17 protein-coding genes and 1 pseudogene are annotated in these 24,838 nt (G+C 67.7%); 7 read left to right on the top strand and 11 right to left on the bottom strand.

Annotation, left to right across the window (positions count from 1 at the left end):
• Nucleotides 1-135: 135 nt before the first annotated feature.
• On the bottom strand, nt 136-867 hold the full coding sequence (locus tag OHB26_RS17850; protein ID WP_330185280.1) for a hypothetical protein: 732 nt from the start codon (nt 865-867) through the stop codon (nt 136-138).
• Between the two features lie 220 nt (nt 868-1,087).
• On the opposite strand from OHB26_RS17850, the gene OHB26_RS17855 reads away from it, so the two are divergent.
• Together OHB26_RS17855 and OHB26_RS17860 are read left to right on the top strand one after the other, a co-directional pair.
• Nucleotides 1,088-2,257 (top strand): acyl-CoA dehydrogenase family protein, encoded by a 1,170-nt coding sequence (locus OHB26_RS17855; protein WP_330185281.1) that lies wholly within the window; start codon nt 1,088-1,090, stop codon nt 2,255-2,257.
• A 9-nt stretch (nt 2,258-2,266) separates the two neighbouring features.
• On the top strand, nt 2,267-3,394 hold the full coding sequence (locus OHB26_RS17860) for an acyl-CoA dehydrogenase family protein (protein WP_330185282.1): 1,128 nt from the start codon (nt 2,267-2,269) through the stop codon (nt 3,392-3,394).
• Between the two features lie 220 nt (nt 3,395-3,614).
• Here OHB26_RS17860 and OHB26_RS17865 read toward each other — a convergent pair whose 3' ends face one another.
• Nucleotides 3,615-4,157 (bottom strand): hypothetical protein, encoded by a 543-nt coding sequence (locus OHB26_RS17865; RefSeq protein ID WP_330185283.1) that lies wholly within the window; start codon nt 4,155-4,157, stop codon nt 3,615-3,617.
• A 246-nt stretch (nt 4,158-4,403) separates the two neighbouring features.
• Between OHB26_RS17865 and OHB26_RS17870 the strand changes: the two genes are divergently transcribed.
• Nucleotides 4,404-4,685 carry a hypothetical protein gene (locus OHB26_RS17870; protein ID WP_330185284.1) on the top strand — a complete coding sequence of 94 codons (282 nt, stop codon included), beginning with the start codon at nt 4,404-4,406 and terminating at the stop codon, nt 4,683-4,685.
• Between the two features lie 66 nt (nt 4,686-4,751).
• Here OHB26_RS17870 and OHB26_RS17875 read toward each other — a convergent pair whose 3' ends face one another.
• The 4 genes and pseudogenes from OHB26_RS17875 to OHB26_RS17890 form a co-directional block, all read right to left on the bottom strand.
• Nucleotides 4,752-5,678 (bottom strand): hydroxymethylglutaryl-CoA lyase, encoded by a 927-nt coding sequence (locus OHB26_RS17875; RefSeq protein WP_330185285.1) that lies wholly within the window; start codon nt 5,676-5,678, stop codon nt 4,752-4,754.
• A gap of 37 nt (nt 5,679-5,715) precedes the next feature.
• A complete protein-coding gene (locus tag OHB26_RS17880) occupies nt 5,716-6,927 on the bottom strand; it encodes a CaiB/BaiF CoA transferase family protein (protein ID WP_330185286.1) in 1,212 nt (403 codons plus the stop codon).
• A gap of 132 nt (nt 6,928-7,059) precedes the next feature.
• Nucleotides 7,060-7,227 (bottom strand): annotated as a pseudogene (locus OHB26_RS17885) (taurine catabolism dioxygenase); the annotation flags it as partial.
• A gap of 54 nt (nt 7,228-7,281) precedes the next feature.
• Nucleotides 7,282-8,055 (bottom strand): deoxyribonuclease IV, encoded by a 774-nt coding sequence (locus OHB26_RS17890; protein ID WP_330185287.1) that lies wholly within the window; start codon nt 8,053-8,055, stop codon nt 7,282-7,284.
• A 203-nt stretch (nt 8,056-8,258) separates the two neighbouring features.
• Here OHB26_RS17890 and OHB26_RS17895 point away from each other — a divergent pair, with 203 nt between their 5' ends.
• The 4 genes from OHB26_RS17895 to OHB26_RS17910 all read left to right on the top strand — a co-directional run bounded on the left by OHB26_RS17895 (nt 8,259) and on the right by OHB26_RS17910 (nt 15,395).
• Nucleotides 8,259-10,139, top strand: coding sequence for a serine/threonine protein kinase (locus tag OHB26_RS17895; RefSeq protein ID WP_330185288.1), 1,881 nt, complete (start codon nt 8,259-8,261; stop codon nt 10,137-10,139).
• A 172-nt stretch (nt 10,140-10,311) separates the two neighbouring features.
• Nucleotides 10,312-11,871 carry a serine/threonine-protein kinase gene (locus OHB26_RS17900; RefSeq protein ID WP_330185289.1) on the top strand — a complete coding sequence of 520 codons (1,560 nt, stop codon included), beginning with the start codon at nt 10,312-10,314 and terminating at the stop codon, nt 11,869-11,871.
• A 207-nt stretch (nt 11,872-12,078) separates the two neighbouring features.
• Nucleotides 12,079-12,870, top strand: a complete 792-nt coding sequence (locus tag OHB26_RS17905) for an ABC transporter ATP-binding protein (protein WP_330185290.1) — start codon at nt 12,079-12,081, stop codon at nt 12,868-12,870.
• Nucleotides 12,870-15,395: an ABC transporter permease gene (locus OHB26_RS17910; protein ID WP_330185291.1), complete on the top strand. Its 2,526-nt coding sequence runs from the start codon at nt 12,870-12,872 to the stop codon at nt 15,393-15,395. Before OHB26_RS17905 ends, OHB26_RS17910 begins: the two co-directional genes overlap by 1 nt.
• A gap of 73 nt (nt 15,396-15,468) precedes the next feature.
• Here the strand turns inward: OHB26_RS17910 and OHB26_RS17915 are convergent, their stop codons facing one another.
• The 5 genes from OHB26_RS17915 to OHB26_RS17935 form a co-directional block, all read right to left on the bottom strand.
• Entirely contained in the window at nt 15,469-16,755 is a 1,287-nt protein-coding gene (locus OHB26_RS17915) for a serine/threonine-protein kinase (RefSeq protein ID WP_330185292.1), read from the bottom strand.
• Between the two features lie 194 nt (nt 16,756-16,949).
• Nucleotides 16,950-18,116: a VWA domain-containing protein gene (locus OHB26_RS17920; protein WP_330185293.1), complete on the bottom strand. Its 1,167-nt coding sequence runs from the start codon at nt 18,114-18,116 to the stop codon at nt 16,950-16,952.
• Between the two features lie 132 nt (nt 18,117-18,248).
• Nucleotides 18,249-20,447: a DUF5682 family protein gene (locus OHB26_RS17925; RefSeq protein ID WP_330185294.1), complete on the bottom strand. Its 2,199-nt coding sequence runs from the start codon at nt 20,445-20,447 to the stop codon at nt 18,249-18,251.
• Entirely contained in the window at nt 20,448-21,545 is a 1,098-nt protein-coding gene (locus OHB26_RS17930) for an ATP-binding protein (protein WP_330185295.1), read from the bottom strand. It lies immediately after the preceding gene.
• A complete protein-coding gene (locus OHB26_RS17935) occupies nt 21,542-24,760 on the bottom strand; it encodes a DUF5691 domain-containing protein (protein ID WP_330185296.1) in 3,219 nt (1,072 codons plus the stop codon). The genes OHB26_RS17930 and OHB26_RS17935 overlap by 4 nt, the downstream gene beginning before the upstream one ends.
• Nucleotides 24,761-24,838 lie beyond the last annotated feature (78 nt).

Raw genomic sequence — 24,838 nt, forward strand, 5'->3', positions numbered from 1 at the left:
CGAGCGCCATCCCGTCATCGCGGCGAGCCATTCTCGTCATCCCGGCGCGCTTTTGGCCGGGATCCACCGAGATGCGTTGCTGCACTGCGGATGTGGATCCCGGCCGAATGCATGCCGGGATGACGGGGGCTGAGGCTAGTTGGTGTCGCTGGAGCCGCTACCCGCCGCGCCGGTGTCCGCGGGGGCCTGCGCGGGGGTGGTGGGCACCTGCGCGGGGTCGGTCGGCGCGGGGGCCGGTTCCACCGGGAGGTCGGCGACGGTGAAGAGGCCGACGGTGGGCAGGACCAGGCAGCGCGAACCCGGGTAGTCGATACTGCCCCAGAGTGAGGCGACGACGGTGCCGGGGCCGGTATCCACGGTCTTGGCCAGCGTCGGCAGGTTGTACTCGGTCAATTCGTCGAGGGGCGTGATACCGCTGCGGCCGTTGCCGACATTCAGCCAGGCCACGCTCAGGCCGGAGGCGAGCGGCATACCGATGGTGGCGGGCGCGGCCTGGAAGCGCAGCGTTCCGGGCGGTCCGGCGAGGCCGGTGTCCGGGCCCGGCTGACCGGAGACGGCGGAGGCGGCGGTCATGGTGAACGGCAGATTGAAGCCGCAGCCCAGGGTCGGCGCCTGATATCCGAAGGGTGTGAAGCCGATGTTCTTCAGTCCGGCGGCGGCAACCAACTGGGCACTCTTGGCCGTGCTTGTGACCGCGGCGAGTGCGTCCTGATCGGTGCCCGCGGCCGCGGTGAGGTGGGTGATGGCGGCATCGACCGGATTGTCGGTCTTCGGCTCGGCGGTGGCGGTGCTGGTCGCACCGAGAACCGCCGTGGCGGCGATGGCGGCGACCGCTGCGGCGCGCCGGGGAAGGGTCCTGCCGTTCACTCGTGCTGCTCCTGCGAACTCTCGGATACCGGGATTGGCGGCAGGCGACTGCCTTTCGCCGCTGCGCGCGGCTGGAGTGCGCCTGATCTTCCCGGCAACGTACCAGCTCTGTCCGCGAACCGCCGGGGTGAGGCGGCGCGCGAGTGTGATCCACTCGACAACCCTCCGGTTACCGGGGGGTAAGTTCGACCTTGATACGACAGCGACGCTGGGAGATGCGATGAAACTTGCCCTGTCACCCGACGAGGTGAAATTCCGGGACGAACTGCGCGAGTTCTACCGGACCGAGATCCCGGCGGAGATCCGCGACCGCGTCAAATACGGCCACGAACTCTCCCGCGACGACATCGTCACCACGCACCGGATTCTCAATCAGCACGGCTACGCCACCCCCAAGTGGCCGTCGAAGTGGGGCGGCCGCGACTGGTCGCCCATGCAGCTGCACATCTGGGAAGACGAGATGCAGCTCGCCTCGGTACCCGAGCCGCTCACCTTCAATGCCCAGATGATCGGCCCGGTAATCGCGCAATTCGGCTCCGAGGAGATGAAGCAGCGCTTCCTGCCGCCGACCGCGAACCTCGACATCTGGTGGTGCCAGGGCTTTTCCGAGCCGGACGCCGGTTCGGATCTGGCCTCGCTGCGCACCACCGCGGTGCGCGACGGCGACTCCTACATCGTCAACGGTCAGAAGATCTGGACCACGCTGGCCCAGTACGCCGACTGGATCTTCTGCCTGGTGCGCACCGACCCGACCGTCAAGAAGCAGGCCGGTATCTCGATGCTGCTCTTCGATGTGAAGACCCCGGGTGTGACCATTCGCCCGATCAAATTGATCGACGGGCATCACGAGGTCAATGAGGTGTTCTTCGAGAACGTGCGCGTTCCGGCCGATCAGCTGGTCGGCGAGGAGAATATGGGCTGGACCTATGCCAAGTTCCTGCTCGGCAACGAGCGCACCGGTATCACCGGTGTCGGCCGCACCAAGGTGAAGCTGGGCGTGGCGAAAGAGTATGCGGCACAGATCAAGTCGGGCACCGGGACGCTGCTGGACGATCCGGTGTTCGCCGCTCGCATCGCCGAACTGGAGAACGAGTTGCTGGCCCTGGAGCTCACCCTGGCGCGCGTGGTCTCCCAACCCACCGATGGCAAGCCGAATCCGGCCTCCTCGGTGCTGAAGCTGCGCGGCTCCGAATTGCAGCAGGCCGCAACGGAATTGCTGCTCGATATCGCCGGACCCGATGCCCTGCCGGTCGACACCGCGGGTATCGCGTCGCCGGACTGGGCCCAGCGCACCGGTCCGAGCTACCTGAATTACCGCAAGACAACCATCTACGGAGGTTCCAGCGAGGTGCAGCGCACCATCATCGCCTCCACCATCCTCGGATTGTGAGCTGCCGCCATGGATTTCGAACTCACCGATGAACAGGTCATGCTGCGCGACACGGTCCGCGATCTGCTCGGCCGCGCCTACGACCCGGAGACCCGGCTCAAGGTCACCGACACCGAACTCGGCTGGAGCCGGGAGGTCTGGGGTCAGCTCGCCGAATTGGGGGTGCTGGGACTGCCTTTCAGTGAAGAGGACGGCGGCGTCGGCGCGGGTCCGGTCGAGGTCATGGTCGTCATGGAGGAGGTCGGGCGCAGGCTCGCGCCCGAGCCGATCCTCGATGCCGTGCTGGTGCCCGGCGGGCTGGTAGCGGCCGCCGGTACCGAGGCACAGCGGCAGCGGGTGCTGCCCGCGTTGGTCGGCGGCGACAAGCTGTTGGCTTTCGCGCATGCCGAGCCCGGAACGCGCTGGCCCGCAGTCGAACTCGGCACCACCGCCGTTCCGTCAGGTGACGGTTATGCGCTGACCGGTGTGAAAAACCCGGTCCCGCACGGTGATTGCGCCGATGAATTGGTGGTGAGCGCCCAGCTGCCCGGCGGTGCTCTCGGCCTCTTCCTGGTGGCGGGTGACGCGCAGGGTGTGTCTCGCACGCCTTTCCGCACCTTCGACGGACGTCGTGGCGCGCAGATCGAATTCGCCTCGGCCGCCGCTGAACTGCTCGGTGACAATGCCGACGCGCAGGCCGCGCTGGCCACGGTCACCGCGCGGGCCCAGGCCGTTCTCTGCGCCGAATCGCTCGGTGCGATGGAGGAGGCTTTGCGGCTGACCACCGAATACCTCAAGACCCGCAAGCAGTTCGGTGTCACGCTGTCGAAGTTCCAGACGCTGAGCCAGCGTGCGGCGAATATGTATGTGTCACTGGAGTTGGCGCGCAGTATGAGCCTGTACGCCACCGCCGCCGTGGCGGACGATGTCACCGATCCGGTGGTCGCGTCCCGCGCTCGACTGCAGGTGGGCCGGTCCGCCCGGCATATCGGCCAGGAGGCCATCCAGATGCACGGCGGTATCGGTATCACCACCGAGTACCCGGTGAGCCATTACGTCGCCCGGCTCACGGCCGTCGCTCGCACCCTGGGCGGCGATCTGGAGCACCTGCGCGTGCTCACCGACCGCGTGGCCGATTACACCCTGGTCGAGTTCTAAGCTGTAGCAAAGCAATTCGCGCCCCGCTCCACATTTGGAGCGGGGCGCGCGGCGTTCGGGGGATTGAGTACTCCCGTCATCCCGGCGTGCTTTTGGCTGGGATCCACCGAAAGGTGTTGCGGCGCTGAGGGTGTGGATCCCGGCCAAGAACATGCCGGGATGACGGAGGGAGTTCTGCCGGGATGACGGAGGAGAGACCTGCCGGGACGGTGAGGTTTCGCTAGCCGCTGGCGGGTTCGTCGTCCGCGCCGGTGGTGGGGACCGCGATCGCCGGTTCCGTGGTGACCGGCGGGGTGGTGGGCCGCGCGGGTTCCGTTGTGAGAGTTGGGGGGTCGGTGGTGGGCCGGGGCCGTGTGGTGGTCGGCCGTGTGGTGGTCGACGGATGCAGCGGGGTGGTGCGCGAGGCGGTGGTGGGAGCCTCGGGATCCGGATCCGGATCCTGATCCTTCGAGGTGGTGGTGAGGGTGGGGATCGGGGTGTGTCGCGGGCCCTGGTCGACCGCTACCCGCCAGGTGGGGGAGGGCGGGATGACGATGCCGGGGGTGGTGGTGCCCGATTGGGAAACCACCGGGGCCGCTTGCAGATCCGCGTTCAGCGGCGGGGGCGCGACGTAGGTGTCCTGACCGCCGAGGCCGCACGCGCCGATGAGTACCAAGCCGAGCGACACCGCGCCGACGGCGGCCGCGGCACCGGCGACGGGTGCGGGTAGCCGCCGCCACGAGATGTCGCCGCGGTGATCCGCGTCGGCCTTGTTGCCGTCCATGGGGAGCACTCCTGATTCGTCTCGAGTGGGCTCACCCTAACGGAGGAGGTGTCGCGGTGCCAGGCGGGTCCGCAAGACACAATATTATCTCAAACAGCAATGATTCAGATATCGAATCAATAAACTCAGCGTGTTGTACATACGTGTCGCATGGACATTTCGTTGCCGAGCCGTAATGTGTGTCCAAAGTTACACGTGAGACGCCCGAAATTAGCCGAGAAACGCGCCGCTTGTTCGCCGAACTCGGTGGGCGTCATCGAGGAGTGGATGATGGGTGCATTCTCGACATCCCCGCAGCGCGCCATAGCGCGGTCGGGGGAGCCTGCGGTAGCGAAGTCGCCGCGGTCGTCGGCAATTCTGGCCCGTATCGTCGCCTGGCTGATCTTCCTTGGCGGAGTCGTCGGCGCGATCCTCGGGATTGCGGGTCTACGGGTCGAGATAACCGTCGCGGGGCTGATCCTCGCCTGTACCGCCGGTTTGATCCTACTCAAACTGCGCGCCGACGCGGCAGCGCCGGAGAGTCGCTGAGAATACGCGAATTCGCCACACCGAATGGTCGCTGATCGAATTCGGCAACCATTCGGTTAATCGACGCTATTTGCGAATAACCCATTCGAAAGCTGCGGCTTCGGAGCGACTTCCCTCGACAGTCCGGGAACGATTCGGTTCGCCGAGTTCGGCCAGCAATCGCTCCGATATCGGCACCAGCGTCGCCAGTGCCTGCGGTGTGAACCATTCCGGTCGAGTGGCGAAGAGCAGATCCTCGCTCGAGGTGTTCCCGGAGGCGCCGGGTGCGAACGGGCAGCCGCCCAATCCGCCCAGTGACCCGTCAAGGACACCTGCGCCCGCGGTCAGCGCCGCCAGTGAATTGGCCACGCCCATGCCCCAGGTGTCATGTCCGTGGAAGACGATCCGGTGCTCGGGGGTACCCCAGTGCCCCTGCGCGGCAACAGCGCTCACCAGTCCGCTGACCTGCCCGGGATGTGCCTGCCCGAGCGTATCGGCCAGCACGATATCGCTCGACCCCTCCGCCCGGGGATCGCACGCGATGGCCAGCACCCGCCGCGGATCCACCGCCCCCTCGAACGGGCAGGTGAAAGTCGTTGCCAGACAGAGTTGAATCCGCCCCTCCACCGCCCGCGCGAACTCGACGGCCGCGGGCATGGCGGCCAGGCTCTCCTCGGTGGTGCGCCCGATATTCGCCTTGTTGTGCGAATCGGAGACCGAGAAGCAGTACTGGAAGTTGCGCACACCGGCGGCCGCGGCCTTCTCCACATGTCGCGGCGTGGCGACCCAGACCCAGCAGCGGGCCAGCTCCTCGGGCGTGAGCGCGGCGACCAGCTCGAGCGTATTGGCCATGGGCGGCACCAGATCCGGCCGCGCCATGGAGCCGATCTCCAGCTCCGGCACGCCCAGTGCCAGCAGTTCGCGCACGATCTCCACCTTGCGTTCGGTGGGCAGCACCTTGCCGGTCAGCTGCAGACCGTCGCGCAGGGTGACATCGCGCAGGATCGCCGTCATCACAACCCCTTCCGGTTGCTCACGCGCGTCACGGTGGTCATCGGGCCGCCAGCGCATCGATCTCGGTATCGGACATTCCGAGCAGCCCGGAGAGGATTTCGCGGGTGTGCTCGCCCAGATCGGGGCCGACATTGCGGATGGGCAGGGACCGGTTCCCGATCACCGGGACGATGCCGGTGAAGCCGACCTGTTTGGGTTCGGGTTCGCCCACATCCACCGGGAAGTGCTGAATCATATTGCGCGCTTTGTACTGTTCATCGGCGACGATATCGGCGGCGGTGTAGATGGGGCCGCAGGGGATGGCGGCGGCCTCGAGAAGTCGCAGGGCTTCATCGCGAGTGTGCCGCCGAGTCCATTCGGCGATGGACTCGTCCAGGCGATCGCGATTGCGCCAGCGGCCCGCATTGTCTTGCAGCTCAGGGTCGGCCGCGAGATCGGGGCGGTCGATGACCTGCATATAGCGCTGGAAGATGGCATCGCCATTGCCGCCGATGATAATGCTGAAGCCGTCACCGCACGGGTACGCGTTGCTGGGGGCGATGCCCTCCATTCGCCCGCCGACCCGTTCGCGATTGATGCCGTAGGCCAGATAATCCGGGACGAGCGACTCCATCACCGAGAGGATGGATTCGTTCAATGCCACGTCGATAATGCGCTGCGGCAGGGGAACTCGATCATCGGCACGCTCGCGCTGGAACAATGCCATCACCGTGCCGAAGGCGGCGTAGATGCCCGCGATCGAATCGCCGATGGAGACGCCCACGCGCACCGGCGGCCGATCCGGATCGCCGACGAGTTCCCGCAAACCGCCCACGGCCTCGGCGACGGCCGCGAATCCCGGTCGCTGTGACAGCGGTCCGGTCTGCCCGTACGCGGAGATGCGGGTGATCACCAGATCCGGATTGGCCGCATCGAGCGCCTCCGGTCCCAGTCCCCACTTCTCCAGCATGCCGGGGCGGAAGTTCTCCAGCAGGACATCGCAGTGCGCGATCAGGTCCAGCACGATCGCGCGCCCGGCCTCGGTGCGCAGATCGAGGGTGATCGACTTCTTGTTCCGGTTCACGGTCCGGTACAGCATCGAGGTGTCGCCACCGTAGAGCCGCCAATTCCGCAGTTCGTCACCGGTTTTCGGCCGCTCCACCTTGATGACCTCGGCCCCGAAGTCGCCGAGTATGCGCCCCGCCGTCGGCGCGGCCACGTAGTTGCCCAACTCCAGAACCCGCACCCCGTCGAGCGGCCGAATCTCCATGCGGGCAATTCTGCCCTGCGGCACTCGGGTGGACGTGAGAAGGCCGATGCGCCGTCGAGAGAACGAGGGTTCGTCGCATCGGCCGGGCTTCCCGCACATGGCGCACGCAAGAACAGCACGGGCGGGAAGGGCTCAGACAGCGCGCGGGGCGACCTGCTCGATAATCGAGTAGTGCTCGGCATCGCCGGTGATGACGGTGCTGGGATCGGCGTGCACATCGACCGGGATATCGCCCGCGAGGGTGATGCGGGTGAGGCGGCGGGGCTGGGCGTCGTAATCGTCGACGGCGTAGTGCTGGGTGGGCCAAAAGCACGCTGGGATGACGGGGCGGGTGCGCCCGGATGCCCGGGGTGGTCAGCCGAGGTGTTCGCGGAGGAACGCCAAGTCTTCGGCGACGCCTTCGGCGGGGGTCTCCAGGACGATCGGGGCATCGCCCACCGCCTTGCAGACCTCCACCAGGAGTTCGGTGTCGATGGTGCCGTCGGCGAGATTCGCGTGCCGGTCCGCACCGGAGTCGAAGGAATCGCGGGAGGAGTTCAGGTGCACCAGGTCGATGCGGCCGGTGATGGCTTTGACGCGGTCGACGATGCCGAGCAGCTCCTCACCGCCCGCCCAGGCGTGGCAGGTGTCCAGGCAGAAGCCCGCGCCGAAATCGCCGACGGCATCCCAGAGCCGGGCGATATCGTCGAAATGTCGTGCCATGGCGTGATTTCCACCCGCGGTGTTCTCGATGAGGATCGGCACCGCGAACCCGCCCTTGTCCTGCTGGCGTTCGAAGAGCTTGCGCCAGTTCAGGATTCCCTCGATGATCTCATCGTCCTTGCGGACATGCCCGCCGTGTACGACCAGACCGAACGCCCCGAGTTCGGCCGCCGCCGCGGCCTGCGCCGCCACCGCGCCGCGCGAGGGCATACGCAGCCGGTTGTTGAGACTGGCCACATTGATCTGATACGACGAGTGCACCACCACATCGATGGGGCTGGCCTTGATCTCCGCCGTCAAAGGGTGCGGGGTGGGCTTGTCCCAGCTCTGCGGATCGACCACGAACATCTGGATGACGTCGGCCCCCAGCTTGTCGGCGAAGCCGATGGGGTCGCTGTCGAGCCGAACGTGTGCTCCTATGCGCATGCCCGCCAGCCTATCGCCGCCCACCGACAGGAGATCGTGATCACTCCTGTTGCGCTGGCGCGATTCGCGGAGATAGTTCGGTAGGACTCGATTGCGCTATGGTTTCGGTGTTTTCCGGATCGGCCCGAGCACGATCGCCGATCGTTTGCGGTACGTCGAGCGCTGGTGGGTCCCGGCGCAGACGTAGGAAGTGGGAGCTCGACATGCTGTCCAGCGGTGATGTGTTTGCGGAATACGTTATCGAGCGGCAGCTGGGGCGCGGGGGCATGGGCTCGGTGTATCTGGCCAAGCACCCCCGGTTGCCCCGGCTGACGGCGCTCAAGCTGTTGAACCGGGAGATGGTGTTCGACAAGGAGGTTCGCGCGCGCTTCGAGCGCGAGGCGGACCTTGTCGCGCAGCTGGATCACCACAATATCGTCACCGTCTACGACCGCGGGCTCGAGGACGGGCAGCTCTGGATCTCCATGCAGTACATCGACGGTGTCGATGCCTCCAGCGTGAATCCGCAGACGCTGCCCCCCGAGCGGGCCGTGCAGATCGTCTCCGAGACCGCCGACGCGCTGGATTACGCGCACCGCAACGAGGTGCTGCACCGGGATGTCAAGCCCGCCAACATTCTGCTGGCGCGCTCCACCGGCGGTAAGGGTGAGCGTGTCTACCTCACCGACTTCGGTATCGCCCGGTTGCGCGATGACAGCGGTCAGAACCTGACCCAGACCGGAACCTTCACCGCGACACTGGCGTACGCCTCGCCGGAGCAGTTGACCGGTTCCACACTGGACGGTCGCTCCGATCAGTATTCGCTGGCCTGCACGCTCTTCTGGCTGCTCACCGGTTCCGGGCCGTTCTCGGCGACCAATCCGGCGGCGGTGATTCAGGGACATCTGCAGCAGCCGCCCCCGCCGTTGAGCAGCGCCCGCCCCGGCCTGCCCCAGGCGCTGGACATGGTGTTGAACAAGGCCATGGCCAAGCGTCCGGACGACCGTTTCCACAGCTGCGCCGATTTCGCCGCCGCCGCCAAGCAGGCGCTCTCCGGGGCGAGCTCACCCGCCATGCCGCTGGTGAATCCGCGCACCGCACCGCCGATGCCCACGTACACGCAGGGGCAGAATCCGACCATGGGGCAGATGGGTATGCCCATGACCGGCGGGCCGCAGCCCACCGCGAACGCCCCGATGTACACCGGTGGCCGGCATACCGCCGCCCCCGCCCCGGTCGTACCCAACCCCTATGCGGCGCAGGGCAATACCGCGGCCTCCGCACCGCAGCCGCTGTACGGGCAGCAGCCGCCGAATCGGCCGACGAACCAGTACACCAGCCCGCCGCAGTACAACGCGAGCCAGCCGCAGTTCAACACCAGCGGGCCGCAGTACAACTACGGCGGCCCGCCGCCCGGACAGCCGCCGGGTATGGGTGGGCAGCGGCCGCCGCAGCCGCCGAAGAAATCCAATACCGGATTGATCATCGGCATCATCGCCGGTGTGGTGGTGCTGGTCATCGTCGCCGTCATCGGGCTGGCCGCGCTGGGCAGTACGAGCGATGACACCAAGACCACCGCCGGCGGCGGCAGTACCGCCAAATCCGCGCCCGCGTCGGCGACCACCTCGGTCGCCTCGGGTTCGGACAAGCCCGTGGACTCCTCGGCGATCAGCACGGAATTCTCCCGCCTGGTGCCCGCCACCAAGGACGGCGATACCGGCTACAACGGCGCCACCTGCTGGCTCGCCGACCCCAAGAGCCCGCCGGACAAGTCCGACGGCGAACCCGATTTCGGTGACTGGGCGGTGCAGTGGCGCTGCTTCGGCGGCGGCAACAACGGTGACCCGTTCTACCGGATCTACGCGTACTCCTCCGCCGCCAAGGCGCAGTCGGTGGTCAGCGGACTGCACCCGGACAAGAAGACCTCCGACAGCAGCGGCGGCAAGGCGTACACGAACTACCAGTTCACCGGTAGCGACCGCCCGCGCATGGTCACGGCCTTCACCGGCGACTCCAATCGCGGCCAATACCTGATGTACACCGACGGCGTCGTCGGCAGCATCGACGAAGTGCTGACTTGGTGGCGTTCGGCTCCGCTCAACTAAGCTCGGTGCCGCCTGCCTCGGCTACACCCGACGGTTCGCGGCCCGTCTCGATTCTGGACTGAGTGGAGCGGGGGAGCGAAGCGGAGGAGCGGAGGGAGGGAAGAATCGAGACTCCCTGGGGCCGCGAACAGCCGTAGCGCAGCGGAGGCAAGTCTGTACCGAAGGGAATCGTGTGCTGCGCAGCGGAGAGACGTTCGCGGGTTACCTGATCGAACGTGAGCTCGGCCGTGGCGGTATGGGGTCGGTGTATCTGGCCCGGCATCCCAGGTTGCCGCGACTGGTGGCGATCAAACTGCTCAGCGCGGAATTGTTCGGCGACAGTGAGGTTCGCGCGCGATTCGAGCGCGAAGGGGATGTGGTCGCGCGGCTGGACCATCCGAATATCGTGCCGCTCTTCGATCGCGGCTTCGATGACGACCGGATGTGGATCGCCATGCGGTACATCGACGGTATCGACGCCTCGATGCTGGAATCCGCGAATCTGCCACCGCGCCAGGCGGTTCGGATTATCGGTGAGACCGGGAAGGCTCTCGATTTCGCGCATCGCAAGGGTGTGCTGCATCGGGATGTGAAGCCCGCCAACATCCTCATCGAACGTGTCGACGGGGATGAGCGAATCTTCCTGGCGGACTTCGGTATCGCGCGCTTGCGCGATGAGAACACCAAACTCACCCAGACCGGCTCCTTCACCGCCACCCTGGCCTATGCCGCCCCCGAGCAACTCTCCGGCCAACCGCTGGACCACCGCTGCGACCAGTACTCCCTGGCCTGCACCCTGTTCCGGCTGCTCACCGGCACTGTTCCGTTCGACGCCCAGCATCCGATCGCCATCATGCGCGGTCACCTGGACCAGCCCCCGCCCCCGGTCAGCTCACTGCGCCCCGGACTCCCGCCCGCCCTCGACGCGGTCATGGCCAAAGCCATGGCCAAACACCCCACCGCCCGCTTCGACTCCTGCACCGCCTTCGCCACCGCCGCCCAGCAGGCCCTGGACGGTATGCCCGCGCAGACCTCCGGCGCGCGCCATCCGATGGCGGGTCAACCCGCGCCCGGCCCGACCGGCGGGCGGTTCCCCCGCGCTGTATCGAACACGCCCCCAACGCCATTCGCGACCCAGGGGATGGCCGGAGCGGCGCAGGGCAGGGGCGCAATGCCGCCGGGGATGTCCGGAGCGGCGCAGGGCAGGGGCGTGGTTCCGCCCGCCCAGGGGAAGCCATATGCCGCGGCGGGCAGCTCCGGCCAATTCCCGGTGCATCCCAATCCCGCTCCGGGAGCGTCCTATTCGGCAACGGGCCGGACCGGCGCCGCCTCATCGGCGACTGCCCGGCCGTCCGCGGGCGTTGCGCCGCAAGGCAAACGGCCCGTGACGAAGGCCGCCACCTCTCGTGCGGACTCCAAGACCCGGGGCAAGAAAGTCTTCCCGCCGCCGCCCAAGAAGCCGAAGAAGAAGTCGCGGACTCGCGGGTGTCTGCTGTGGCTGGTGGGGATCATTCTGATTCCGCTGCTGTTGGTGGCTGTGATCCTGGTGGCCATCGACCAGGCGCGCTCGACCGGGACGTCCAATTCGCCCGCGGTGACCCCGCCGCCCGCCCCGGCGCATACGACGACCGAGGAGTACTACGACACCACCACCGAACCGGAGCCCGAGCCATCGGGTGGGACCGCCAGCGCTACGCCGGAGTACACCACCACGGCGGCGCCCGCGCCCGTCTTCCCGTTCGGCCTGCACTGAGCTGACATTCGTCACTCGATCCCGGCGGGCCGTCGAGGGGTGGACGACGTGCCGGGCTGACGGTGTTTCTCGCCTGGACGAGCAGTGGTTCCGCCGGGCTGCGTACGGGGTCGGGATGAGGTGGGGGATTAAGGAATCCATGTGGGTAGGTGGCCTCGGGGGGATCCCGGATGGCGTGCGCGGGCCGCGCCCGACACACTGGACACCATGACTTCGAATGTCTCCGATCCTGTCGGGCTCGCCAAGAGCGCGGACGCAGTCGCCGCGCGGGCCACCGACCTGGTGAAGATCTACGGTTCGGGCGATACGCAGGTCCGGGCACTCGACGGGGTGTCGGCGGATTTCGCCAAGGGGGAGTTCACCGCGATCATGGGGCCTTCGGGGTCCGGTAAGTCGACTCTCATGCACTGCCTAGCCGGGCTGGACGCCGCGACGGCGGGCACCGTCCACATCGGCGATACCAACCTCACCGAACTCTCCGACAAGGGTATGACCCAGTTGCGCCGCGATCGCATCGGATTCGTCTTCCAGGCGTTCAACCTGGTGCCGACGCTGACCGCGCTCGAGAATGTCACCCTGCCGCTGGATATCGCGGGCCGCAAGGCCGATGAGGAGTGGCTGTCGACCGTGCTCAAGCGGCTCGGTCTCACCGATCGTCTGACGCACCGGCCCAGTGAGCTGTCCGGCGGTCAGCAGCAGCGGGTGGCGTGTGCCCGCGCGCTCGCGGGTAAGCCGGACATCATCTTCGGTGACGAGCCGACCGGCAATCTGGATTCGCGCTCCTCGGGTGAGGTGCTCTCGATTCTGCGGGCCGCGGTGGACGAATTCGGGCAGACCGTGGTCATCGTGACCCACGATCCGCGCGCGGCTTCGTACGCCGATCGTGTGGTGTTCCTGGCCGACGGCCGGATTGTCGATGAATTGCGTTCGCCGACCGCCGATTCCGTACTCGACAAGATGAAGTCGCTGGAGACCAGTGGCGTGGAGGCGGAGCACTGATGGCCGGTAGTCCCATGCGCAAGGTCGCCTTGCGCAATCTCGCCGCGCATAAGGTGCGTTTGTTTCTCACCCTGCTGTCGGTGGTGCTCGGAACAGCCTTCATCGCAGGGTCTTTCGTCTTCACCGATACCCTGCAGAGCTCTTTCGACGACATCTTCGCCAATCAGGCCAAGGGCGTCGATGTGCGGGTGAGTCCGAAAGAACGCCAGTCCCTGGGCATTCCGAACGAGACCGTCGACAAGATCACCGCCATGGACGGCGTGCGCGCGGTCGCGCCCGGTATCAACGGCCCGGTGGTGCTGCTCAAGGACGGTAAGGCCGTACAGACCGGCGGCGCACCGACTTTCGGCACCTCCTACCTGCCGCCGGACAAGGCCGTCGCCGAACCGGACAAGTTCATCGACGGGGTGCCGCCGAGTCGGTCCGGGCAGATCGCCATCAACAAGGGCGGCGCCGATCGGGCCGACCTGCATGTCGGCGACACCACCAAGGTGCTCATCCCGTCCAAGGGCAATATCGATGTCACCGTCTCGGGCATCTACGATCTGGCCGGCAATACCGGCGGCTTCATCAATCTGTACTTCGACGACGCGCAGGCCCGGCAGCTGTTCACCGACGGCGCGCATGTCGCCTTCGTCGATATCGCCGCCAAACCCGGTGTGCAAGCCGATGATCTGCGCGACCGGATCGCCAAGGCGTACCCGGATTACAAGGTGCAGGACGGCGATCAGGTCCGCGAGGACATGAAGAAGCAGATCGGCGACGCGCTCAAATTCATCAACTACTTCCTGCTCGCCTTCGGCGCCATCGCGCTGATCGTCGGCACCTTCATCATCTACAACACCTTCTCCATGCTTGTCGCACAGCGACTTCGGGAGTTGGCGCTGCTGCGCGCGGTCGGCGCATCCCGTCGGCAGGTGGGGCAGTCGGTGGTCGGCGAGGCGCTGATCATCGGAATCATCGGCAGCGCACTGGGTCTCGCGGCCGGTGTGGGTTTGGCCTTCGGATTGTCGGCGCTGCTCAATGCCTTCGATCTGGGCCTGCCGACCGGTTCCATGTCGTTGCGGCCGCGCACCGTGCTGGTGGCGATCGGCGTCGGTGTCATAGTCACGGTGGTCAGCGCGTACGCACCGGCGCGCCGGGCGGCCACCATTCCGCCGATCGAGGCGATGCGCTCCGAACTCGGCTCGGCCAACGAATCCACCCGTATCCGAACGGCTTTCGGCGCGGTGCTGACCGTGGCCGGTGGTGTGCTGGTGGTGCTCGGCGCCCGGCATACCGGCGGTAATGCCGCGCTCACCGTCGGAATCGGCGCGCTGGCACTGATTTTCGCGGTGCTGTTGGCCTCCCCGGCGCTCTCGCGCCCGGTGGTGAAGGGGCTCGGTTTCCTGGTGCGACCGTTCGGAGCGGTCGGCACGATGGCGCGCAACAACGCGCTGCGCAATCCGCGGCGCACCGCGGCGACGGCCTTCGCGCTCACGCTCGGGCTCATGCTGGTGACCGCCATCGGCATGCTCGGCTCCTCGGCCAAGGCCAGTATCAGCGAGGTGGTGGACAAGGGCGTCAAGGCCGACTTCATCCTGCAGGGTCCGACCAACAGCCTGGTCGGCGTCCCACTGGCCGCCGGGCCCGCCGTACAGAAGGTGCCGGGCGTACAGGATGTGGTGCAGTTCCACGGCGTCACCTTCAAGGCCGGTGACGATCAGCTGCTCGGCACCGTGCCCGAGGGTCCGCTGGACAAGGTGCTGACCTACGACCTGGTGCAGGGCAATGGCAATCTCGGCGACAACGGCATCATGCTCTCGGAAACCGAAGCCGCCGACCGTAATTGGCATGTCGGTCAGAAGGTCGACATCACCAGCCTGGACAAGAAGAACTACCAGGTCGAGGTGGTCGGCATCTACAAGGACACCCAGCTGCTCGGCCCGCTGGTCGCGCCGCTGGCGCTGTACAACCAGGTGATGCCGGTCAGCTTCCGCACCAACTTCATCGTGCTCATCACCGCGCAGCCGGGCACCGATCTGCAGACCCTGCGGACCGGCCTGGAGAAGTCGGTGGAGCCGTGGGCGGTGGTTCAGGTGCAGGACCGTGAGGACTTCAAGGGCGCACAGGGCAAGCAGATCAACACCATGCTCGCGATTCTGTACGGCCTGCTGGCGCTCGCGGTGGTGATCGCCATCCTCGGCATTGTGAACACCCTGGCACTGTCGGTGGTGGAGCGCCGCCGGGAGATCGGCATGCTGCGCGCGGTGGGTATGCAACGTCCGCAGGTGCGGCGCACCATCTATCTGGAGTCCATGCTCATCGCGGTCTTCGGTGCGGTGGTCGGCGTGGCGCTGGGGCTGGTGCTCGGCGTCGGATTCCTGCGCACGCTCAAGGATCTCGGGCTGGCCACCATTACCGTGCCGTGGGGTCAGATCGTGCTCATGGTGTTGAGCTCGGGTGTGGTCGGTGTACTCGCGGCGCTGTGGCCCGCGGTGCGTGCGGCGCGCACGCCACCGCTGGCGGCCATCGCCGACGTGTAATAGACCGGGGGACGAGGAATCCGGCCGGTCCCCGCGGGGTGACCGGCCGGATTTCGTTATCTCCCAGGTATTTTCAACGGTTGTACAGAATGACCGTGACCGCCACGATGATCAGCACCAGCGCGACCGTGGTGCCCGCGATGATCCAGCCGATCTGGCTCGAACCGCGTTCGGGCGCGGTGTATACCGGCTGTTGTTTGGACTGCTGCGCGTAATTCGGCTGCGGCACCGGCTGTTGCGGGAACGCCGCACCGGAGGACGGATTCTGATACGCGGGTTTCGGCGTCGCGACCGGATTCTGATACACCGGTGCGGGACTCTGATACCCCTGCCCCGAATTCGGATACTGCTGATTCGGTGCGACCGCCGGATTCTGATACGGCGGAATGGGATTCGATCCGGACATGGGGCGCTGCTGCGGCACCGGCGTGGGAATCACCGGCTGCGGCCGCGCCGGAGTCGGCGGCCGGGGCGCGACGACAATCGGCTGCGGTCGCACCGGGGTCGGCGGGCGCGGCGGCACCGGCCGGGTGGCGAGGGCGCGATCGACCGCCGCGGAGAACTCCACACAGGATCGGAAGCGATCCTGCGGCCGCTTGGACAGTGCCCGGGTCAGTACGCCGTCGATGGTGCGCGGCAGCTCCGGGCGCAGCGGACTGGCGGGCGGGGGCGGCTGCTGGAGATGGCCGCGAATCACCGCCGCCGGACTGGTGCCCTCGAACGGCACCACACCGGTGAGCAATTGGAACAGCGTGCACGCCAGCGCGTACTGATCCGAGCGCCCGTCGATGGTGGCGCCGGTCAACTGCTCGGGGGAGGCGTAGGCCAGGGTCGCGGTGACCGTACCGGTCTGGGTGAGGTGACCGGTGTCGTCGCGCAGCCGGGCGATACCGAAGTCGGTGAGGTACACCCGCTCGCCCGCCGCACCGCCTGAGGAGCGCGCGAGCAGAATATTCGCAGGCTTCACATCGCGGTGCAGCACGCCGCGCCCGTGCGCGTAGTCGAGCGCCTTGGCCGTCTCGGCGATGATCTGCGCGGCCCGCAGCGGCGGCAGTGAAGCCGCCTTGACGGCGGAGGCGTTCACACCGTCGATGTACTGCATGGAGATCCACAGCTGTTCACCCTCGGTGCCGCGGTCGTAGACCGTGACGATATTCGGATGGTCCAGCTGGGCGACCAGATCGGCCTCCCGGATGAACCGGGCGCGGATCTCGTCATCGGTGAACATTTCCTGATTGAGCAGCTTCAACGCGGTCTTCCGCGGCAGCCGGGGATGCCGGGCCAGGTACACCGACCCCATACCGCCGCGGCCGAGTTCGCGTTCTATGACGAAACCGGCGAACACATCACCAGAGCGCAAAGTCGAGCCCCCGTTTCCACGAGACAGATCAAGCTGGCAGCTTAGTTTATTTGGCCCTCCGCTACGCTCCGGGCCGGTTCGCGGCCCTGTAAGCCCGCTACGCTCCCTCCCTCCGCTCCTCCGCTCCGCTCCCCCGCTCCACTCAGTCCAGAAGCGGGCCGGGCCGCGAACTTGGGGGTGTTGTCCCCGGCGGGCTATTGGCCGTTCGCTTGCGTGTTCGCCCACTTCTGCACATCGCCGCGGTCCAGGGCCACTGCCAGCAGGTCCGGAAACCGATCGGGTGTGCAGGCGAAAGCGGGTACGCCGAGTGCGGTCAGCGCGGCGGCGTTATCCCGGTCGTAGGCGGGTGCGCCCTCGTCCGAGAGGGCCAGCAGCACCACCACCTGGACGCCTGACTCCTTCATGCTGCGAATTCTGCGAAGCATCTCCGCGCGCACACCGCCCTCGTAGAGATCGGAGATGAGCACGAACAGCGAGTCGGCCGGACGGGTGATGAGCGACTGCGAATAGGCGATGGCGCGATTGATATCCGTACCGCCGCCCAGTTGGGTGCCGAACAGGACGTCGACCGGATCCGACAGCTTCTCGGTCAGGTCGACCACCGCGGTATCGAAGACCACCAGTGCGGTCTTCAGCGAGCGCATGGAGGCCAGCACGGCCCCGAACACCGACGCGTACACCACGCTCGACGCCATGGACCCGGATTGGTCGATCGCCAGCACCACATCCCGGCGCACGGCCTGGGCTTTACGGCCGTATCCGACAAGCCTTTCCGGCACCACCGTGCGCTGTTCCGGGAGATAGTTGGCCAGATTCTTGCGAATGGTGCGGTCCCAGTCGATATCACGCAGCCTGGGCCGCGAGACCCGCGCCGCGCGATTGAGCGCACCGCCGACCGCGGCGATGGTCTGCGCGGCCAGCCTGCGCTCGATCTCGCGCACCACCTTCTCCACGACCATGCGCGCGGTCGCCTTGGTGGTCTCGGGCATCACCCGATTCAGGCTCAGCAGGGTGCCGACCAGATGGACATCCGGCTCCACGGCCTCCAAAAGCTCGGGCTCCAAAAGCAATTCGGTGAGATTCAGTCGATCCACCGCATCGCGCTGCATCACCTCGACCACCGTCGAGGGAAAGTACCGCCGAATATCGCCGAGCCACCGTGCCACCTGCGGTGCGGACCCACCCAGCCCACCGGACCGCCGCCCGCTCGCCCCATTGCGGGCGTCCGCGTCGTACAGCGCGCCCATGGCCCGATCCATGGCCACATCCTCGGCCGCGCCGAGCCCGCCGAGTCCCGCCTCGGCCGCGCCCCCGAGCACCAACCGCCAGCGCCGCGCTTGCGCCTCGTCCACCCCGCTCATTTCATTCCTCTCGAGTTCTGAATGCTGCTGACGCCCCGGCCATCCCGGAGTTGACGTCCCCCGCCGTGTGGGCGCCGACCTCCCCGTCATCCCGGCATGTTCTTGGCCGGGATCCACACCATCGACGGCGGATCATCCTGCTATCCCGAGGATTTCGGCCGCCGCCCGCAGCGCGAGCTGTCCTCTGGCACTGTCGTACTCGCCCTGTGTCGTCGCGATCGCGGTCGGTGCGCCATTGCGGACGGAGTGTGCGATAGCCTGGCGCTCACCGGATTCGAAGGCTCCGAAGGTGCGGCGCAGCAGCGGCAGGGTGGCCACGAACTGGTCCTCGTCCAGGCCGCAGAGCCAGGCGTCGATGAGGCTCAACAGGTTTCGATCGTGGACCAGGAGTAGGCCGCGGCCGCCGAGGAAGCCGTCGATCCACGCCGCCTTCTCGGCGGCGCTGTGGCCGACCGAGAGGGCCGCCGATAGTCGGCGGGCGGATTCGGCGGAGCCGATGATCTCGGCATCGCAGAGCAGGCGTACGGCCCGGCCGACCAGGGTGCCGTTGATATCGGTGCGATCGGCGAGGGTCTGGAGTGCGGCCAGCCAGGTGGCGGTCGCCCATTCGTTCTCCCGTGCCGAAAGCGCCAGGTGCACAGCGTCTATCAGAGCGCGCAGCTCGGCGGCACCGTCACCGTCCAGCCCGGTGACCGCGCTGGGCAGACCCGCGCAGGCCCGCACCAGCAGGCCGTCGGCCACCCGGGTCAGCGCATCGGAATCGGTACCGCGCACATCGCCGTAACGCAGGGTGCGCAGCAGACCCGGGAGTGCTGCCATCAGATGGGTGACGTCATGGTCCAGGGCCGCAACCGATTCCAGGCGGGCGATGAGACCGTCGGTCGCGCCGCCCAGATCGGCCAGCAGCGCCGCCTCCAGGGCAGCGGAGACCTGACCCACCGTGGCCTCCGGATTCGCCGCGGTATCAAGGACTTTCGCCTCGGCGGCGGTGCGCAGGGTGGTACCCCAGCGGGCGGCCTCGATAATCGCGATGGCCAGCTCCGGTCGCCAGCGCAGCGTCCAGGTCTCCCGGAAGGTGCCGGTATTGCGCACCTGGCCGTCGGTGAGCTGACCCCAGCCGATGCCGAGCAGCCGGAGCCGGTGCAGCAGATGGGATTTCGCCTTATCGCGCTCGGTGCGCAGGTCCAGGTCGATGGTGCGCTCCAGGGCCTGCTGTTTGAGCCGCAGTGTTCTGATCTGCGCCCGCAGATCGGCCTCCAGCGGCACGGTCGGGGTGCCGTCCGGGACCGCGCCCAGCGCCTCACCGACCACCATCTCCGAGCTGACCAGGCGCAGCACGGTCTCGTCGCCGTCGCAGAGCACCGCACGGGTCGCCTCGGTGACCTCGGAGAGTCCGGCCAGCGGCCGCTCGCGCAGGGTCGCGAGAGTCTCCGCGAGCCTTACCGATTCGATGATGTGGGCACTCGACACCGGCAGATCATGGGTGCGGAGCATGCCCGCGACCTTGGTCAGCCAGCGCACGATCGGCTGCTCGGTCTGGGTGAACAGGTGGTGATACCAGCCGGGCGAGGTGATCCCCGCGCCGTATCCGGAGGATGACGACAGCCGCGAATGCGTCCACGGCACCCAGGTCAGCATGGCCTTGCCCTTGGGCAGGCCCTTCAGGACGCGGGCGTCGGCGGCGGCCGGGCCGAGCTTGCCCGACAGTGCCGGACCATGCCAGGCCCCGCAGACGATGGCCAGGCGTTGTGCCCCGTCCTTCAACGACTTTCGCATCACCTGCCGCATATACGCCTCGCGGCGCAGCGTGTGCTCATCGATGACCGCGGTTTCGCGCAGCACCGCCATGGCCTCGTTCACCGCATCGAAAATGTCGGCGTCCGAGGAGGATTCGACAATCGCGTCCCACCAGCGTTCGGCATCGTCGTAACCGCCCGCCTCGGCCAGCTCGGCGAGCGGATCCGAGCGATCACCCGGCTCGTCCTCCAGCGCGAGCGTCATGGCGGCGGGCAGGTCGAAGAACCCCACGGGCACGGTGTTCTCCGCGCCGTACCGCATGGCCTGCCACTCCGGCGAGAACACCGCGAACGGCCACAGCGCGGCCTTGGACGGCTCATCCGGGTGGTAGCCGAGCAGGGCCACCGGCGGTTCCATTCCCTCGGCGGAGATGAAGCCCAGCAGGGGGTCGGCATCGGCCGGGCCCTCGATGAGAATGGCGTCCGGCGAGAACTTCTCGAGCGCCAGGCGCAGGGAACGCGCCGAGCCCGGACCGTGGTGGCGGATACCGAAGATTCGGGTCTCGGCCGTCACTGTGGTGGTGACAGTGCTCATCTAGCTCACCTCACGGCAGGCCCGGTAGAAGTCCGCCCAATCGGCGCGCTGCCGCACCACGGCCTCCAGATACTCGGTCCACACCACCGAATCGGCGACCGGATCCTTGATGACCGCGCCCAGCACCGCGCCCGCGATATCGGCGGGGCGCAGAATGCCGTCGCCGAAGTGCGCTGCCAGCGCCAGACCATTGGTGATCACCGAGATCGCCTCGGCGGTGGAGAGCGTGCCGGACGGCGACTTCAATTTGGTGCGGCCGTCGGCCGTCATGCCCGAGCGCAGCTCGCGGAAGACCCGCACCACGCGGCGCACCTCCTCGGCCGCGGCGGGCACCGCGGGCAATTCCAGTGCGGCACCGAGCTGTTCGACGCGGCGGCTGACGATCGCCACCTCCTCGTCCTCACCGGCGGGCAGCGGCAGCACCACGGTATTGAAGCGGCGGCGCAGCGCGGAGGAGAGTTCGTTCACGCCGCGATCGCGATCATTGGCGGTGGCGATCACATTGAAACCCTTGGCGGCCTGCACTTCTGTGCCGAGCTCCGGTACCGGGAGCGTCTTCTCCGACAGCACGGTGATGAGCGCGTCCTGCACATCGGAGGGGATGCGGGTGAGCTCCTCCAAACGGGCGATCGAACCCGCGCGCATGGCGGTCATGATCGGCGAGGGCACCAGCGCGGCATCGCTCGGCCCTTCGGCCAGCAGGCGGGCGTAGTTCCAGCCGTAGCGAATGGCCTCCTCCGCGGTACCGGAGGTGCCCTGCACCAGCAGGGTCGACTGACCGGAGACGGCGGCCGCGAGATGTTCGGAGACCCAGGTTTTGGCGGTACCGGGCACGCCGATGAGCAGCAGCGCCCGATCGGTGGCCAGGGTGGCGACCGCGACCTCCATCAGGCGGCGCGGGCCCACGTACTTGGGGCTGATCACGGTGCCGTTCGACAGGGTGCCGCCCAGCAGATAGGTGACCACCGCCCACGGCGACAGCTTCCAGGACGGCGGGCGCGGACGGTCGTCGGCGGCCGCGAGCGCGGCCAGCTCCTCGGCGAAGGCTTGTTCGGCATGCGGGCGCAGCAGGGCGTCCTGCTCCTGAATCGTGGTCACTTCAGCTCCTCGAGCATTGCTCTGCGTTGGATGAGGTCGTGGGCGAGTTGGTCGAAAGCCTGTTCCCAGTAGGGATCTCCGCATTTGCGGGCGATACCGGTCACCAGGTCGGCGGCCGTCACCGGGAAGTGCGCGGAGGCCGCGCGGAACAGGGTGCGGTAGGAACCCGGCACCAGGCTGGGCGCGCCCGGCCGGTCGGCGCTCAATTGCGCGCGCTCCAGCAGCAGGCGCAGTACATGTTCGGCCATCGGGCCGGGCCAGGGCCGCGCGATGGCGCGCAGCAGGGATTCGATCTCGGCGAGCCAGCTGCTGTCCAGGCGGCGCAGACGCCGGATCTGATCGTCCAGGGGTTGCAGGGCGAAGAGCTCGCGCAGCTTCTCGCTGTCGGACTCACCGGCCTCCTGCGCGGCGTAGGCGGCGAACAGCGCCTGCGCCCAGGACGAATCCCGCTGCGCCAGTGTGGCATCGGTCCAGCCAGCGAATATCGGTCCGCGCATGGTCTCGGTCATGGCGGTGCGCACGGCCTGTTCGGGCGGGCCGAGCACCCGCTCCCAGTGCCGCAGCGGGGTGGCCGCGACCACCCGGTGCAGCCATTCGGCGGACAGATCGGGCGCGCCGTCGGCGCGATAGGCGGTGTAGCCGAAGGAATCTCCGACACCGTCGCGGCGAGCGGCATCATCGAGCACGCCCGGACCGGTGGTGGTCAATTCGGGGCGGCGCAACCGCTGGCCGAAGGTGAGCCAGGCCCCGGCGCGCTCGGTCATCCGCCGCGCGAAATGCGAATCCGGCAGTCTGCCCAGCAGATCCGCCGCCAACCGGCGCACCTCGGCGCGGCGGTCGTCCAGGGCGGTCTCCAACAGTGCCTCGTCCATGAGCGAGAGACCGTCGGCGAAACACGCCAGCAGCTCCGCCTTACCCGGTCCGGATTCGGTGCCCCATGAGCCCGCCAGGGCATCACGCGCCGCGATCGGATCGCGACGCCGCAACTGCGCCAACCACACTCGTCGCTCCGCCGCGCGCCCATGCGACCACACCGACTCATCCGCCGCATCGGCGCGAACCAGCGTCCGCCACCCCGGATGTTGCGCGGCCAGCCAGCGCCCCCGTGCCCCCGCCAACCGCAACAGCGGTTCCCGATGCTGCGAAAGCGCTTTCGCCCGCTCCAGCAGCAGACTGCTCAGTGCGTCCGGAGCCCGGAAATCCCGTGCGTCGGCGGCCGCCAGCCACTCGTCCAGGAACGGCGAATTGTCCGTCAGCAGCTCCGCCAACCGCGCCGCGGCGGCCGACGACAACCGCAACCGCTCGTCGTCATCCGCCGCCGCGGGCGATTCGACAACTGTCGCGGTCACGCCTCCGCGCGCGAAACAGTCCTGCAGCGAAACGGATTCGAGCAGTTCGGCGGCCGAATCAACCGCGCGCGGTCTCGTGGGTTCGGCAGTCGGATCGCTCGGCAGGTGTGTCACCACCGAGTCGGCCGGATCGCCTGCAACCCGGCTGGTCGGATCGCTCGGCAGGTGCGCCGCCGTCCGGACGGCCGGATCGCCTTCGGCTCGGCTGGTCGAATCGGTCACGGGATCAGCCGCGTTGGTGATCGTCGGATCGGTGGTGAACCCACCCGCGAGGCGGGCCGCCAGTACCGCGACCGGTGCGGACAGCGCATTCCGGTCCATGCTCCGGCGCGCAGCGCCGACCAGCGCCGCGGATACCAGTTCGGTGCTCCCCGCATCCGATCCGGCCGAACCGCTGGGGACGCCGTATGAGGTCCCCTCCGCCACACCGATATCCACCACCGCTCCGTCACACAGTGCCGCGACAGGCACCAGTCCATCGGCGGTCCACTCGCCGATCACGCTCAGCGGATGCCCGCCCGACAGCCCGAGCAGTCGCCAGGGTTCACCATCCTCGACCGCTATCGGGAGCGAAGTGCCATCGGATTCGGCTACCCACCAACCACTTTCGCTGCGGATCGGTACGACGTCGGCCAAGAACACCGGCCAGGACCGAACGAAAGGATCGGCTCCGACCGCCCGGGCGTGATCCTCGAGCGCGGCGGCGATTCCCCACTGCCGTTCGCCTGCTCGTGGACCGGTTGCCGCGCCCGCGCTGGTTTCGGCATCCATGCCGCTGCCCGCCGGATTCTCGTCGCCCACCCCGGTCGAATCGAGCTGTTCGCCGAGTTCGGTTGCGCCGCCGTGTGTTCGGTTGCGACCGTTCGGCACGGTGGTGAAGGGGTCGGGCAGGGCGTGGCGGGTGCCCCAGATGGCGCGGAGTTGGTTCGCGCCGGGGTAGTAGTGGATATCGGCCTCGATCTGGAAGCCCGGGGCAGGGGTGTCCTGCGGGAAGCTGGGGCTGCCGAAGTGATGCTCGACAATCAGGGCCCAGTGACCGGAACTTCTGCCGCGCAACCAGATTCGTCGGGTATAGAGGTTCTCCTCGACAGTGGTGCGCGCGCCCAGGACCATCCAGATATCGCGGACGGCCGGTTCGGCGCGGACCGTCTCCGCCGGGCTCGGATAGCCGATATGGGTGCGGACGCTGGCCTGGAGGGCGGGGGAGAGGTCGTCCATGCGATGGTGCGCGGCGGCCAGCAGATGCAGCCGGGCGTATTCGCGCAGCAGCAGTTGCGGCCAGTCGGAACGAGTTGCGGCGCGCGGCAATTGGCGCAGGGTGGTGGCGATACCGGGGGCCTGCGCGTCCACCATGCGGGCGGCGACCGTCTCGAAGGCGGTGATCGAACGGTCGGCCGAGGCCAGACCGGTGCGGACCTGGTCGGTGAGCCACATATCCAGATCGGCGAGCCCGGCGGTGACGCGGGCGCGGCGCTGATCGACGGTGGCCGATTTGGTCTTGCGCGCCGAGTTCGATTCCGGGTCGGCCTTTTTGGCTTCGCGGGCGGCGCGACCGGTCAACCATTCGGCCGCGAAATCGGCAATGGCGCCGGTAGCTGGAATATCGCCCTCGGACCAGACGAGCAGTAGTGAAAGTGCGTGTTTACACGGGAATTTACGGCTCGGGCAGGAGCATTTGTACGCGGGCCCGGCGGTGTCGACGATCGTCTGATACGGCCGACTGCCGCTGCCCTGGCACAGGCCCCAGATGGCGGTGTTGTGCTGCCCGCTGCCGCTCCACTTGCCGCGCAGCTTGCGGGCGGCGGTGAGTGATGCGGCATCCGGAGCCAGCGCCGCGATCTGATCGGCGGTCCAGGCGGTGGTCATCGTGCCCCCTTCCTTCGTTCACCGCATGTCTATCGCAGGGCACCGACAAGTGCGCGCCATCGAGCATTGCCGATATTT

The sequence above is a fragment of the Nocardia sp. NBC_01503 genome (genome assembly GCF_036327755.1).
Lineage (GTDB): Bacteria > Actinomycetota > Actinomycetes > Mycobacteriales > Mycobacteriaceae > Nocardia.

Coding starts and splice junctions, on each gene's coding strand:
- OHB26_RS17890 (WP_330185287.1), bottom strand. CDS start 8,055: ATGCGCATAGGAGCACACGTTCGGCTCGACAGCGACCCCATCGGCTTC.
- OHB26_RS17880 (WP_330185286.1), bottom strand. CDS start 6,927: ATGGAGATTCGGCCGCTCGACGGGGTGCGGGTTCTGGAGTTGGGCAAC.
- OHB26_RS17895 (WP_330185288.1), top strand. CDS start 8,259: ATGCTGTCCAGCGGTGATGTGTTTGCGGAATACGTTATCGAGCGGCAG.
- OHB26_RS17925 (WP_330185294.1), bottom strand. CDS start 20,447: ATGAGCACTGTCACCACCACAGTGACGGCCGAGACCCGAATCTTCGGT.
- OHB26_RS17875 (WP_330185285.1), bottom strand. CDS start 5,678: ATGACGGCGATCCTGCGCGATGTCACCCTGCGCGACGGTCTGCAGCTG.
- OHB26_RS17865 (WP_330185283.1), bottom strand. CDS start 4,157: ATGGACGGCAACAAGGCCGACGCGGATCACCGCGGCGACATCTCGTGG.
- OHB26_RS17920 (WP_330185293.1), bottom strand. CDS start 18,116: ATGAGCGGGGTGGACGAGGCGCAAGCGCGGCGCTGGCGGTTGGTGCTC.
- OHB26_RS17855 (WP_330185281.1), top strand. CDS start 1,088: ATGAAACTTGCCCTGTCACCCGACGAGGTGAAATTCCGGGACGAACTG.
- OHB26_RS17910 (WP_330185291.1), top strand. CDS start 12,870: ATGGCCGGTAGTCCCATGCGCAAGGTCGCCTTGCGCAATCTCGCCGCG.
- OHB26_RS17905 (WP_330185290.1), top strand. CDS start 12,079: ATGACTTCGAATGTCTCCGATCCTGTCGGGCTCGCCAAGAGCGCGGAC.
- OHB26_RS17860 (WP_330185282.1), top strand. CDS start 2,267: ATGGATTTCGAACTCACCGATGAACAGGTCATGCTGCGCGACACGGTC.
- OHB26_RS17935 (WP_330185296.1), bottom strand. CDS start 24,760: ATGACCACCGCCTGGACCGCCGATCAGATCGCGGCGCTGGCTCCGGAT.